The organism is Burkholderia pyrrocinia, assembly GCF_003330765.1.
Taxonomy (GTDB): Bacteria; Pseudomonadota; Gammaproteobacteria; order Burkholderiales; family Burkholderiaceae; genus Burkholderia; species Burkholderia pyrrocinia_B.
On the sequence record NZ_CP024903.1, the window covers coordinates 3235764 to 3249594 of the forward strand.

Annotated in this window: 14 protein-coding genes; 7 read left to right on the plus strand and 7 right to left on the minus strand. The window is 63.7% G+C overall.

Annotated elements, in window-relative coordinates:
• Positions 1 to 34 precede the first annotated feature (34 nt).
• The 5 genes from CUJ89_RS32350 to CUJ89_RS32370 form a co-directional block, all read right to left on the minus strand.
• Positions 35 to 508, minus strand: coding sequence for a RidA family protein (locus CUJ89_RS32350; protein WP_114181288.1), 474 nt, complete (start codon positions 506 to 508; stop codon positions 35 to 37).
• Positions 505 to 1572: a DUF4392 domain-containing protein gene (locus CUJ89_RS32355; RefSeq protein WP_114181289.1), complete on the minus strand. Its 1068-nt coding sequence runs from the start codon at positions 1570 to 1572 to the stop codon at positions 505 to 507. Before CUJ89_RS32355 ends, CUJ89_RS32350 begins: the two co-directional genes overlap by 4 nt.
• A gap of 50 nt (positions 1573 to 1622) precedes the next feature.
• Positions 1623 to 2609: a threonine/serine dehydratase gene (locus CUJ89_RS32360; protein ID WP_114181290.1), complete on the minus strand. Its 987-nt coding sequence runs from the start codon at positions 2607 to 2609 to the stop codon at positions 1623 to 1625.
• Positions 2610 to 2729: 120 nt separating this feature from the next.
• A complete protein-coding gene (locus CUJ89_RS32365; RefSeq protein WP_152036685.1) occupies positions 2730 to 4061 on the minus strand; it encodes an MFS transporter in 1332 nt (443 codons plus the stop codon).
• Positions 4062 to 4081: 20 nt separating this feature from the next.
• Positions 4082 to 5533, minus strand: a complete 1452-nt coding sequence (locus CUJ89_RS32370; protein ID WP_161556578.1) for an APC family permease — start codon at positions 5531 to 5533, stop codon at positions 4082 to 4084.
• Between the two features lie 725 nt (positions 5534 to 6258).
• On the opposite strand from CUJ89_RS32370, the gene CUJ89_RS32375 reads away from it, so the two are divergent.
• From CUJ89_RS32375 to CUJ89_RS32385, 3 genes are all read left to right on the plus strand, one after another.
• Entirely contained in the window at positions 6259 to 6972 is a 714-nt protein-coding gene (locus CUJ89_RS32375) for a PadR family transcriptional regulator (protein WP_114181685.1), read from the plus strand.
• A gap of 38 nt (positions 6973 to 7010) precedes the next feature.
• Positions 7011 to 7832, plus strand: coding sequence for a siderophore-interacting protein (locus CUJ89_RS32380; protein ID WP_114181293.1), 822 nt, complete (start codon positions 7011 to 7013; stop codon positions 7830 to 7832).
• Between the two features lie 152 nt (positions 7833 to 7984).
• Complete coding sequence (locus tag CUJ89_RS32385; protein ID WP_114181686.1) at positions 7985 to 8218, plus strand: hypothetical protein; 234 nt, start codon at positions 7985 to 7987, stop codon at positions 8216 to 8218.
• Between the two features lie 26 nt (positions 8219 to 8244).
• Here CUJ89_RS32385 and CUJ89_RS32390 read toward each other — a convergent pair whose 3' ends face one another.
• Positions 8245 to 8826 (minus strand): phosphatase PAP2 family protein, encoded by a 582-nt coding sequence (locus CUJ89_RS32390; protein ID WP_114181294.1) that lies wholly within the window; start codon positions 8824 to 8826, stop codon positions 8245 to 8247.
• Between the two features lie 446 nt (positions 8827 to 9272).
• Here CUJ89_RS32390 and CUJ89_RS32395 point away from each other — a divergent pair, with 446 nt between their 5' ends.
• The 4 genes from CUJ89_RS32395 to CUJ89_RS32410 all read left to right on the plus strand — a co-directional run bounded on the left by CUJ89_RS32395 (position 9273) and on the right by CUJ89_RS32410 (position 12720).
• Positions 9273 to 10013: an acetoacetate decarboxylase gene (locus tag CUJ89_RS32395; protein ID WP_114181295.1), complete on the plus strand. Its 741-nt coding sequence runs from the start codon at positions 9273 to 9275 to the stop codon at positions 10011 to 10013.
• Positions 10014 to 10065: 52 nt separating this feature from the next.
• Positions 10066 to 10851, plus strand: a complete 786-nt coding sequence (locus tag CUJ89_RS32400) for a 3-hydroxybutyrate dehydrogenase (protein WP_114181296.1) — start codon at positions 10066 to 10068, stop codon at positions 10849 to 10851.
• 126 nt (positions 10852 to 10977) lie between these two features.
• Positions 10978 to 12195, plus strand: a complete 1218-nt coding sequence (locus CUJ89_RS32405) for a patatin-like phospholipase family protein (protein WP_201752357.1) — start codon at positions 10978 to 10980, stop codon at positions 12193 to 12195.
• A 60-nt stretch (positions 12196 to 12255) separates the two neighbouring features.
• Complete coding sequence (locus CUJ89_RS32410; RefSeq protein ID WP_114181297.1) at positions 12256 to 12720, plus strand: hypothetical protein; 465 nt, start codon at positions 12256 to 12258, stop codon at positions 12718 to 12720.
• Positions 12721 to 12867: 147 nt separating this feature from the next.
• Here CUJ89_RS32410 and CUJ89_RS32415 read toward each other — a convergent pair whose 3' ends face one another.
• Positions 12868 to 13791, minus strand: coding sequence for a LysR substrate-binding domain-containing protein (locus CUJ89_RS32415; RefSeq protein WP_114181298.1), 924 nt, complete (start codon positions 13789 to 13791; stop codon positions 12868 to 12870).
• Positions 13792 to 13831 lie beyond the last annotated feature (40 nt).

Genomic DNA, 13831 nt, shown 5'->3' on the forward strand with positions numbered 1-13831 from the left:
CCCCTTGCGCCCGGACATCTGCATAGGCAGGGCGTCAAGCGACTTCTACGGTCGCCTCCACTTCCACAGCCATGCCGGACGGCAAGGAGTTGGCGCCGGTCGCGATACGTGCGTGCCGCCCCGCTTCGCCGAGAACGGCGAAGAACAGATCGGAAGCACCGTTGAGCACCGTCGCGTGTTCGGTAAAGCCGGCGTCGCATTGCACGACGCCGGCTACGCGAACGATGCGAACGACGCGCGAAAAATCGCCATCGAGCATTCGCCCGATGTGGCTCAGGATGTTGAGCGCACACAGCTGAGCTGCGCGCTGCCCGTCCTCCACGCCGAGGTCGGTGCCAACCTTTCCGGCATACAGCAGCTCGCCGCCTCGGCGCGGTCCTTGACCCGCTATCTGCAGGTAATTTCCCGACTTCACCGCCGGCAGATAGCTGCCGCGTGGCACGCTCGCCGGCGGCAGTTCGAGGCCCAGTTCGGCGAGGCGTGCATCGATCGTCGTTTTTTCCGTCATTTCAACTGCCTCCAGTCGCCACGTTCGCCCTGCCAGTTGATCGAATCGCCCAGCGTGCGTCGAACGCTCGCGCGCAGCGTACGAAGGAGCCCCTCCCATTCGAGCGCGCTGATACCGTCCACGGCGGGCTCGGGCGCCATGAACATGCCGTCCACGCCGCCCGAGTTGACGCAGCATTCGATGCAGCGGATCTCGAGCTCCGGGTCATGAAACACGATCGGGTTCTCCAGCAGCGCCGAAAGCGCTGCGATGATGCCCGTCGCCCCCCAGTTCGACACATTCGCGACGACGAGGTGATCGGCCGCATTGACCGCGGCCACTCCGCCCCGTCCCGCAACGCCGGTCGACGCAGCCTTCGGCGAGAACGCGGGCAGATCTTCTGCAATCACCCCCATCCCCAGCTCGTTGCCGCCGTCGCCCACGCCGACGTGCAGAATGCGTCGCTCCTTTCCCTGATAAAACAGGTAGTCGAGATCGGCGACAAGCCCGTCGAGCGGACGGCCGCCCAGGCCGTGGTATAGCCCCAGCGCATTGCAGCCGGGACGCTCGATTGAAATCATCACGCTGGGCCGGGTACGCTCGAGCAAGTCGTCCGACACACGATGACTGCCTTCCTTGTCCTTGGGAACGGTTCGGATATAGACGGGCCGCAGATACTCGATCCCTTTCACCACGCCATCGTCCGGAAACGGCATCGGAGCCAGTCCTGCGCCGCGGCAGGTCTGGATCATCATGTCCTCCCAGTCTTCGTCTATCACGATGACAGTCGGCACGCCCAGGCCCAGGAAGAATGCGCGCGCCATCAGCGCAGCACCCACCGGCCCGTCGGTCTCGGGTGCACCGCCACCCTCAGGGAATCCCGTAGCGATAAGCACCGGGCCACCGTGGCGCCGCACCGCCTCGACGATGCGTTCGGCCGCGCCCATGCATGCGAAGCCGGGCTGCCGCTTCTGCAGCGCAGCGTAAATGTTGGCGATGAGCCCGACGCCCGTATAGTCGAGCGTCATGAATTCATCGATCGTGCGTGCGACGCGTTGATACTGTTTGCTGTCCCGTTGCAGCATGGCAATTGCCTCCTGGCAAAAAGCGCTCTTTGTTGATGAATGCCGGATGGTCAGGCCAACGCACTGACGAAGACGTCGTGGTCCACGTTGCCGCCGCTCAGCACCAGTACGGCCGTCTTTCCGCCTACGTCGAGCTTCCCTGCCAGTACCGCCGCGAGCGGCACTGCGCCACCAGGTTCCACGACGAGCTTCAGCGTCTCGAACGCCACGCGCATCGCTCGACGCACCTCGTCATCGTCGACCACGAGACTCCCGGCTAGCAGCCTCTTGTTGATCGGGAACGTCAACTTGCCCGGAGACGCGACCTGCAACGAATCGCAGATCGATCTGGCTCCCGTGGCATTGGCCACCGGCTCCCCCTTCGCAATCGACCGCGCGTGGTCGTCGAAGCCCTTCGGCTCGACCGCGTAGATTCGTGCTTGCCGGCAGTACGCGTTGATCGCCGTCGCGACACCGGCGACCAGACCACCGCCGCTGGCTGCCGCGAGAACCACATCCGGCACCACGGACATGGCTTGCGTTTGCTGGACGATCTCAAGACCGACGGTGCCCTGCCCGGCCATCACCTGGCGATCGTCGTAGGGCGGAACGGTCACCGCGCCGGTGCGCTCCGCAATATCACGGCCGATTGCCTCGCGGTCGTCCGTTTGCCGGTCGTAAAGACGCACGGTTGCACCGTAAGCGCGCGCCCCTTCGATTTTTGCCTTGGGTGCATCCGCCGGCATGATGATGGTCGCGGGCATGCCGAGCCGTGCGCAAACCGCCGAGATCGCCAATGCGTGATTTCCGGACGAGAAGGCAACGACGCCACGCGGCCGCAGTGCGACGGGAATTTGCAGCACGCGATTGCACGCGCCCCGAAACTTGAAGGAGCCCGTCTTCTGGAGGCTCTCGGCCTTGACGAGCACACGGGCGCCGGCCGCGCGGTTAAGTGCTTCGCTCTCGAGCAGAGGCGTTCGCACGACGAACGGCAGGATGCGCACATAGGCGGCTTCGATGTCGGCGACCGAGAAGTCGCCGGAGGAGAGATCGGTCATGGCATTCGCTCACGGTGAAAGACGTCCGTGCATTACATCAACCTCGATCGATTCAATCCAATGAAGAACAAAAATGGTTATTGATCGAAATTCGTAATCAGTCGTCGGCAGCGCGCGCCGTCACGGCTCGATCTTCCTGCCGCCGAACGCAGCGAGCAGAAGCAGCACGGCGAGCAACGCGAATGCGAGATGCAGGCCGATGGCATGTGCAAAGAAGCCGACGATTGCCGGCCCGACGAGATTGCCGCCGTAGCCCAATGTGGTGATCGACGAAATCGCGGCCGACGGATCCATTGCCTTTTGCCGCCCGGCAGCGGCGAACAAAATCGGTACGATGTTCGCGCACCCGATGCCGCAGACGGCGAAGCCGACGATCGCGCCGGTGCCCGACGGCGCGGCGATTGCGATGCACATCCCGATCGCGCCAAGGATCCCGCCCGATACGATCACCGCACGCGGACCGAACCGCGTAATCAACATATCGCCGAACAGGCGCCCCGCCGCCATCGTCATCGCGAACGCGGTATAGCCGAACCCCGCGCGATCCTGCGCATAAGACTTCACGGACGTCAGGAACAGTGCGCTCCAGTCGAGCATCGCGCCTTCGACGAGAAAGCATCCGATCGCCATGGCGCCCATCAAGACCACGATCCCCTGCGGCAGGATCAGTGCCGAAGCCGTACGCTCGCCCGCACCAGCCGACTCCAGATATCGCGCGTAGCGAAACATCAGCGCGGCGATGACGGCAACCATGGCACCCGCTACGCCAAGCGGATTCGCGCCGGCCGACAGCAGCGAGCCACCAACCAACGATCCCGCGATTCCGCCGACGCTGAACAGGCCGTGGAAACCGGACATCAGCTGCTCACCGCTTTGCCTCTCGATGAGCGTGGCCTGGATATTCATCGCTACGTCGACGAATCCCAGACCGGCGCCGAAGATCAACAGCGTGACAGCCATCGCCGGCATGCCGGACAGCGTCGCAAGGAGCGGAAGCGACACGCAGATCATCGCGGCACCCGCTCCGATGACATTGCGACAGCCGAATCGCTCGACTGCGCGCTGACAGAGCGGCATGCACCCAACGGCACCGATTCCGAGAAAGAGCAGCAGGAAGCCGAATTTAGCTTCGTCGACGTCAAGCCGGGCTTTCGCGTAAGGCACCAGAGGCGCCCACGTCGCGACGCTGATTCCGGCGAGGAAAAATGATGCGCGCGTCGCGGCCCGTTTGTTGTTTTCGCTTGCAGTCTCGACGACCATGGTCTGGGGTGCGTCCGACAAATCGGACATCTTCTGGATGAACGGATGATGAGGAGCCGGTCGCGACGTTTCCGCATCGACCGGCACAGGTAGCCGGATGCTTGGGGAACGACGAACCGGAGAAACAAAAAAAGATCCCGAAAATTGCTCGGGATCCAAGGAGAAACGACCCAGGTTGAGGCGGAACACCACCGCCCCTGTCGTTCAACGATTCAGTCCTTATGGCTGCGGCCAAGTCTTTCGAAGATCTCCGGGCGCAGGTACTTGAAGTATTGAGCCAGTGCGATGCCGACGAGCAGCACGCTAATCAGGCAGTAGAACATCCACACGTACTGCCCCGGATCGCCACCGGCCAGAACATCGAAGTGCAGGGCGATCAGCACGACCAGTGCGATAAAGAACACCGAGGAAATCGCGGGCGCAACCGCCGACTTGAAAAAGCTGACGCCCTGGTGCCTGCCGCTTCGGCTGTACCACACCAACGACGAGATGCTGACGATGGCCATCAGAACGACGATCCCCGACGTACCTACTCCGGAAAGTTGCCCGTAGAGCAGATCCGGCTTGGCGCCCAGCACGATGAAGGGAATCAGCACGCAGAGCACCATCACGGACACCGTGATCGATGCAAGATAGGGAGACTCGTGCCTCGGGTGAACCTTGCCGAGGAATCGCGGCAGCGCGCCGTCGGTGCCGAGGTTGTGCATATAGCGCGCCAGGACGTTCTGCGTCGACAGCGCCGATGCGAATGCCGACGTCAGTACCAGCAGCGAGATCACGACATGGAGACGACCGCTGACGAATTTCGAGAATGCATCGGGAAACATTGCAGCAGGTGTCTTGGTAGCGATGTCCTGGACATGCGACCCATAGGCCATGATCAGCGCGTACGCGCAAATCGTGTAGACGACGCCGATGAAGATGACCGCACCATAAGTGGCTACCGGAATCGTCCGGTCGGGCATCCGGACTTCGTCCCGGAACAGCGCGGTCGCCTCGAATCCCATGAAGAAGCCGACGATGAACAGCACCGAAAACGGCACACTCGCGCTCTTCGACAGCTGGCTTGGCGCAAACGGTGCAGTTGCCGAGATATCCGCCGCCCCGCCCTTCACCAGCACGAAGAACGAAAAGACGAGACACACCGCGATCTCGAGCAGCATGATCCACGTCAGGACTTTTGCTGACAACTCGACATGCAGATAGCTGAGGATCCCGCAGGCCAGCCAGCATGCGATCGTGGGGATATACCACGGAAGCACGGCACCTGTCGTTTCATGAAGGAGGTCGGAACAGGACACGCCGAAGAACGACGTCACACCGGCGAGCAGCAGAAAGTACGATACCGCCGCGAGGATGCCCGAGCCGAGGCCGGTCGACTTTCCGATACCAAAACTCACGAACGCATAGAAATCGCCCGGGCGCTTGACGATATTGTTGAGCGTCACGTAACCGACGGAAAAGAACAGAAGAGCGATCGTCACAACGACGAACAGGACCGGGCTGCTGACGCCTCCGAACATCAACGCGAACGGGATGTAACCGGATACCGTTGTTAAAGGTGCCGAGAATGCAAGCACCATCAGTGCCAGGCCGATCGGGCCCATGTTTCCCGACAACTTTTTGGGAGCAGATTCACTTATGTGAATCTCTTGCATGTTCATCTCCATCTCCGTCCCACCTCCGTCGTTATGTGAATCTTCGTCGCGCGAAAACACCTGAAAATTTTCGTTCGCTCGTGCAAGCACGCTTGCCTGTCGACTCGTCACGCATGCAATGTCTTGCGGGATTCGTTGCAGGGATCGCGCGGCACGTCAGAGATGACGCGCGGTAAGATCCATCGAAGATGGCAATGCAGCGGCGACTGGTATTTGTCGGTTTATTTCGCTACATTTGTCTCACGATTTCGCTTCAAGAAGCCTTTTATGCACGGCAAGTGAAACGATCGTCCACCTCCAAATTGAAGAGGTCCAATTGCGATTCGCGATTTAGGCTGATCGTGAATACTTATCAGGGACAAGACTTCTTCTATGCCATCGCGGCATAGTCGCGCTTGGTCTTAAACCACAGCGGATATCTCGTGGAATCAGCAATAAAAGAATTAGCCTCGCCACGGCTGCACTTCACGATAAGTCGCTTCCGACGATTTCAAACGCAGGCATTGCCCTGATTGTCCAATTGCCAAGTGTTGGGAAGCGTATCGACGGAAATTCTCGTCTTACGCAGGATGCCGCACGAAAAACTATCAGGATAAATTATCGATAGTCACATCCACAAAAATTTGAAGCCACGCCACGACCCAACATCCCGCCCCAATAATTCCTCTTGACGCCCTATCTTTCGATATATATCTTTAGATATGTTTTTCGACATATCCAAGGACACGATCATGCGACACAACCCCTCCCGCGGCCATGCCCGATGCGACGGTCATGGTGCGCATGCCCGCCCTGACTGGTTCGCCGGTCTCTGGTACGCGATCGGCCGCCACCGGCGCGGCCACGATCCGTTCGGTGGTGGCGGCCCGTTCGGCGGCCGTGGCGGGCGCGGCGGCTTTGGCGATTTCGGCGACGACGGCATGCCGCGCGGCCGCCAGTTCAGCTCCGACGATCTCCAGTTGTTGCTGCTCGCGCTGGTCGCCGAGCAACCGAGCCACGGCTACGAGCTGATCAAGGCGCTCGATACGCGTTCGAACGGTTTCTACAGCCCGAGCCCCGGCATGGTGTATCCGGCGCTCACGTATCTCGAAGAAGGCGGCTTCGTCGCGTCGCAGCCGGAAGGCAACCGCAAGCGCTATGCGCTGACCGATGCCGGCCGCGCGCATCTCGACGCGCAACGCGAACGCGTCGACACGCTGTTCGCCCGCCTCACGCACCTCGCACGCAAGATGGAATTCATGCGCCGCGCGTTCGCCGGGGAATCGGCCGGCAACGAAGCGCAGGACGAAGCGCAAGCGGGCTGGCTGCCGGAGTTCGTCGAGGCGCGCCTCGCGCTCAAGCGGGCGCTGCTGCACAAGAGCGCCGCCGACGCCGACGAACAGCGGCGCATCGCGGCCATCATGCGCCGCGCGACTGCCGAAATCGAAGGCGGCACCGGCGCGTGATCCGCGCCGGCCCGTCAAAACCCAAGGAGAACGGATTGATGCAGAACACATCCGACCGCACCGTGACCCGCGTGCGCCACCCCCTCAAGTTCCGCCTGCTGCAGGTGCTGCGCGTACATGCGGTGACGCCGCATCTGCTGCAAGTCACGCTCGGCGGCCCCGATCTCGCGGATTTCGAATCCGCGTCGTTCGACGATCACGTGAAGGTGTTTTTCCCGCCGCCCGGCGCCGAACGGCCCACGATGCCGACGCTCGGCGCGAACGGCCCCGAGTTCCCGGAAGGCGAACCGAAGCCGGTCGCGCGCGACTTCACGCCGCGCCGCTTCGACCGCGCCGCCGGCGAACTCGATCTGGAATTCGTGCTGAACCATCCGGGCCCCGCGTCGCAGTGGGCCGCGCAGGCGCGCGTCGGTCAATGGCTCGGCATCGGCGGCCCGCGCGGTTCGTTCGTGGTCCCAACCGGTTTCGACTGGCATCTGCTGATCGGCGACGATACGGCGCTGCCGGCCATCGCGCGGCGTCTCGAGGAATTGCCGGCCGGTGCGCGCGCGGCGGTCGTGCTCGAAGTCGCGGATCGCACCGCACAAATCTCGTTCGATACGCGCGCCGACGTGCATGAAATCTGGCGCTTCCGCGCCGAAGCCGACGCGGCGGACGGCGACGTGCTGCTGAATGCCGTGCGCGACCTGCCGCTGCCGCAATCCGGCGACGGCTACGTGTGGGCGGCCGGCGAAGCGCTGTCGATGCGCGCGGTACGCCAGCACCTGACCGGCGAGCGCGGCGTCGACAAGTCGCGCATCCGCGCGGCGGCCTACTGGAAGCGCGGCGCGGCGGCCGTGCACGAAACGCTGGAAGACTGACGAGTGCGGGCACCCGGCTGACTGACGGGTGATGCGACCGTGGCGCCGGCGCACCAACGGGCTTGGCATCGGCATCGCGGCTGGGTTATATGTACGTCTGCGACGCCGCTGTCGGGCGACAGCCGCCGCAGCCCGCCCAGGAGCGCCCGGTCATGACAAAAGAAAGCCACGCTTCGCCTTTCCTTCGCAACCTGAAGATCGCCGGCTATTGCGGCCTCGCCGCGGTCGTACTCGCGCTGTTCGTCGCGATGTGCGCGATCCTGAAGGAAAGCTCCCTTGAACGCGACGCCGCACAGCACCCGGCGGATACACCCGAACTGCACGATGCGAGCGGCGGCCCGTCCGCGGCGGCCGAATCGGCCCACACACCCCGCTCGCCGGGCTGACGGCATCCTGCCCGACTTCCTTCCGCTTACGGCACGTGTCGGCGCCCCATCACGACCGCGTGCACCGAATCGCCGAGCCGTTCGAGCAGCGCGGTCACGCGTTGCCCGTACAGGTGCGCGGCCAGCGCGCCGGCCGTGCCGACCAGCACGCCGCCCGCGATGTCAAATGGCCAGTGCACGCCCGCATAGACGCGCCCCCATGAAATCGCTACGGCCAGCGCGGCCATCACGAACCCGGTGAGCCGGGTCGTGCCGCCGAGCATCAGGCCGACTGCCATGCTCCACGCGAACGTCATGTGATCGCTTGGAAACGAGCTGTCCGGCCCGTGCGGAATCAGTTGCGTGCCGACGCCGGCCATGAACGGGCGCGGCGAGAACCAGAAATGCCCAAGCACCTGCGCAAGCGCGAGCGCCACGCACACGCCGACGCCGGCTTCGATCGCCTGGCGCCGCGTCGGGCGCGCGCCGAAGATCCAGGTCAGCAGCAGCATCGCGGGCAGCGCATAGACGAGCCAGTCGGCGGCGAAGATCGCGAGGCGGGCAACGCCCGGTTGCGGTGCAACCCCGGCGTTGATGGCGGAAAAGAGGGTGAGATTGAGGTTCTGCATGAATCCGGTTGCGTAGGGCGTAAAGAGTCGACCGGTTACCCGGTCGGACACGAACGATGCTAGGGCGCCCCCGCTTAAGCGATGCTTAATGCGACAGGCATGCGGGACAGGGCCGCCCACCGCGGCGAACGCACTTAGAGCCTGCACTGCAACACAAGTTCATACAATTGTCATATTTCCGCGCGACTGTCTCCCGAAAAGGCTCACCTGACATCCCGTAAAGACTCACCTTTTTCACATCGTGGCGTCATCGCCGCGTGCGAAGATCGGGCCGCCGGGCGCCGTCCGGACCGTTTTCACCGTTTGCCTCAATATTTGCGCGGTCAACCCTTCTATTTAAGCAACAATTAATTCCAATTGCGGCATCGCACAACAGCGGCGCACAGGCATACGATTACGACCTTACGAGCACTCATCCACGAAGCGATCAACAACAAGGAGTCCGCATGAAGCCCAGCGATGTCCGATCGAAAGCGTTTGCAATGCCGTTGACCAGCCCTGCCTTCCCGATGGGTCCTTACCGTTTCGTCGATCGTGAGTTTCTGATCATTACGTATCGCACCGATCCGGACCTCCTCCGCGCAATCGTCCCCGAGCCCCTGCAGATCACCGAGCCGCTCGTGCATTACGAGTTCATCCGCATGGCCGATTCGACCGGCTTCGGCGACTACACCGAAAGCGGCCAGGTGATTCCCGTCGAATACAACGGCCAGCCGGGCGGCTACACGCTCGCGATGTATCTCGACGACCACCCGCCGATCGCCGGCGGCCGAGAACTGTGGGGCTTCCCGAAGAAGCTCGCGTCGCCCACCCTGCACGTGAACACCGACCACATCCTCGGCACGCTCGACTACGGCAAGGTGCGCGTCGCGACCGGCACGATGGGCTACAAGCACAAGGAACTCGACATCGACGAGCAGACGAAGCGCCTCGCCGGTCCCAATTTCCTGCTGAAGATCATCCCGCACGTCGATGGCACCGCCCGCGTGTGCGAACTGGTGCGCTACTACCTGCAGGACATCAAGATGAAGGGCGCGTGGACAGGCCCCGCATCGCTCGAGCTGGCGCCGCACGCGCTCGCGCCCGTGGCCGACCTGCCCGTGCTCGAGATCGTCGAAGCCCGGCACCTCGTAGCAGATTTGACACTTGGCCTCGGTGAAGTCGTCTACGATTACCTGGCTCAGTAACACGTCCGCAGTCCTTTCTCCCTGTCAATCCTTTCACCACGGGAATTCGAACATGAGCAACCTGAATGGCAAGACCGCAGTCGTCACGGGCGCCGCGAGCGGCATCGGCAAGGAAATCGCACTCGAGCTCGCCAAGGCGGGCGCGGCCGTCGCGATCGCCGACCTGAACCAGGACGGCGCGAACGCGGTCGCCGACGAGATCAACAAGGCGGGCGGCAAGGCGATCGGCGTCGCGATGGACGTGACGAGCGAGGAAGCGGTCAACAGCGGCATCGACAAGGTGGCCGAGACGTTCGGCTCGATCGACATCCTGGTATCGAACGCGGGCATCCAGATCGTCAACCCGATCGAGAACTACTCGTTCTCCGACTGGAAGAAGATGCAGGCGATCCACGTCGACGGCGCGTTCCTGACCACGAAGGCTGCGTTGAAGCACATGTACAAGGACGATCGCGGCGGCGTCGTGATCTACATGGGTTCGGTGCACTCGCACGAAGCGTCGCCGCTGAAGTCGGCCTACGTGACGGCCAAGCACGGGCTGCTCGGTCTGGCGCGCGTGCTGGCGAAGGAAGGCGCGAAGCACAACGTGCGTTCGCACGTCGTGTGTCCGGGCTTCGTGCGCACGCCGCTGGTGGACAAGCAGATTCCGGAGCAGGCGAAGGAGTTCGGGATCAGCGAAGACGAAGTGATCAAGAAGGTGATGCTCGGCAACACGGTCGACGGCGTGTTCACGACCGTGCAGGACGTCGCGCAGACGGTGCTGTTCCTGTCGGCATTCCCGAGCGCCGCGCTCACGGGCCAGTCGTTCATCGTCAGCCACGGCTGGTTCATGCAGTAACGCCCCCGCCTCCCGAACGGGAGGCGATTATTCCCGCACCACCGCTTATTCTCACGACGGAATGCCGTCTGTCGACGGCACGCCGTTCGTCTCCGCCATCAACGGCGGAATTTTTCGGAGCAACTGATGAAACCGCACGCCCGTACCGAAAAGCAGGCCGTCGATGCGGCGGACCTGCATCACGAAGCCGGCGCGCCGGCCCCCGCGCGGTCGCTGCCGTACGAGACGATCGCACTCGTCCTGCAGGGCGGCGGCGCGCTCGGCGCGTATCAGGCCGGCGTGTTCGAAGGGCTGCACGAGGCGGGCGTTCCGCTCGACTGGATCGCAGGCATCTCGATCGGCGCGCTCAACACCGCGCTGATCGCCGGCAATGCGCCCGAGCATCGCGTCGAACGGCTGCGCGAGTTCTGGGAAACGATCTGCAAGCCGGCGTTCTTTCCCACGGTTCCGGCCGCGTTCGAGTTCGCGCTGTTCAACAGCATCGACCAGATCCGCACGTTCTTCACCGCGTCGCAGGCCGCGAGCGCGATGATGCAGGGCCAGCAGGGTTTCTTCGTGCCGCGCTTCCCGCCGCCGCTGCCGGGCGTGTCCGACCATCCGGAGAAGATCAGCTGGTATGACACGTCGCAACTGCGCGCAACGCTGCTGAAGCTGTGCGACTTCGACCGGATCAATTCGGGCGAAACGCGCGTGTCGGTCGGCGCGGTCAACGTCGGCACCGGCAACTTCGTGTACTTCGACAACTCGCGCATCCGTCTGGCGCCCGAGCATTTCATGGCGTCCGGTGCGCTGCCGCCCGCGTTCCCGCCCGTCGAAATCGACGGCGAGTATTACTGGGACGGCGGCGTCGTGTCGAACACGCCGCTGATGGAAGTGCTCCGCGCACGTCCGCGTCGCGACACGCTCGCGTTCCAGGTCGATCTGTGGAGCGCGCGCGGGCCGCTGCCGCGCACGATGGCCGACGTCGCCGAGCGCACGAAGGACGTGCAGTATTCGAGCCGCACGCGTTTCGTCACCGACACGCTGCAGCGCGAACAGCGCTACCGCAACGTGCTGCGCCACGTGCTCGACCAGGTGCCGGAAGAGCAGCGCAAGGCCGATCCGTGGTGCGTCGAAGCTGATGCGATGTCGTGCAGCAAGAAGTACAACATCCAGCACCTGATCTACCAGCAGAAAGCGTACGAGCATCACTACAAGGACTATCAGTTCGGTCTGTCGACGATGCGCGACCACTGGACCGCGGGTCTCGACGACATCCGCAAGACGCTCGCTGTGAAGGACGGCCTCGCGCTGCCCAACAACGACGCGGGCTTCGTGACGCACGACATTCACCGCAAGCGGTAACGTCGTGCGCAACGGATCGGCGCGATGCATGCGCTGGTCCGTCCTCTTCTCCGATCCGACATGCCGATTTTCATTGCACTGTTCGCGCTCATCGCTGCTGGATGGGGCGCGGTTCACCTGTTTCACGTCATCGCCGCGCAGTTCGGCCAGCCGGTCGCGATCGCGGCCGCCGTGCTCGCCGCCGCGATCCTGATCGCGCTGATCGCATGGTGGATCAAGCGCCGCCGCGACATCGCACCGAACACGAAGGAAGAAGGCTGGACGCACATCGTGCATCGCGCGTGGGGCGAGTTGCGCGTGTCCGCGACGCAGGGGCTGCTGTGGCTGTCGCACGACGGCGCGGACGGCCGCTATACGCTGTCGCAACTCGACGGCTGCCAGGCCGCGCCGATCGGCGGCCGCTGGCATCTCGTCGTGCGCGTGCGCGATGCCGTGCGCAGCGAATGGAAGCTGCCGATGACGGACAAGCGCGATGCGCAGCGCTGGGCGCGCGTGCTCATGCTCGCGAAAGACAACCGGCTGTAACGTGCGTAACGTGCGAACGGATCGGCGCCGTCGTCGCGCAGGTTCAATGGTGATGTGCACGACGTCGCGCCGCTCACGTTTCGACTTCGAACGCTCCGCCGGTCACGCGCGGTTCATCGTCCCGTAAAAGCTCACCTTTGGCCGGTCTCAGGCCGTATCGTCGCCCGCTGCGGCATTCAGGCCGGCCAGCGTCTCCACCAGAAAATCCACGCACACACGCACTTTCGCCGACGCCGCGACGCGTTCCGGATAAACCGCCCAGATGTTCGCAGGCTGGATCGCGTCCGGCAGCACGCGACACAACGCGCCGCGTTCGATCAGCGGCCCGGCTTCCCAGATCGAGCGCAACACGATCCCGCGCCCGGCCAGCGCCCATTGCACGGCCACCTCGCCGTGGTTCGTCGACAGCGCGCCGCCGACTTTCACAGTTGCCGTTTCTCCGCGCACGTTCAGCCGCCAGACGCCGAACGGGTGATCGCGCTCCTTGATCGCGAGACAGTCGTGCGACGCGAGATCCGCGAGCGAGCGCGGCGTGCCGCGTCGTGCGAGATAGTCGGGCGACGCGCACAGCACGCGGTAGTTCGCGGCGAGGCGGCGCGCGATCAGGTGATTGGAGATCTCGTCGCCGATGCGCACGTCGAGGTCGTAGCCTTCGCCCGCGACGTCGACGAGCCGGTCGAACAGATCGAGCCGCACGTTCAGTTGCGGATAGCGCGCGGAGAAATCGAGCAGCGCCGGCGCGACGACGTGCCGGCCGAAGCCGAAGCTGCTCGACATGCGCAGCGTGCCGCGCGGCACCGTGCGCGTCGTCGACACGTCCTCGACGAGATGATCGACGTCGTCGAGAATCTTCTCGGCGCGCGCGAACACGCGTTCGCCGGCTTCCGTCACCGTCACGCGGCGCGTCGAGCGATGCAGCAGGCGAGTGCCGAGCTGCGCCTCGAGCAACGCGATGCGCTTGCTGACATACGCGGGCGACACCGCGAGTTGCTCGGCGGCCGCGCTGAAGCTTGTCAGGCGGACGACCAGGCTGAACACGCGCAGGTCGTCGAGGTTCGGCGATTTGTTCACGATTCGTGGAGAGTCGATTAACCTTTCGCGTGATTTTAAT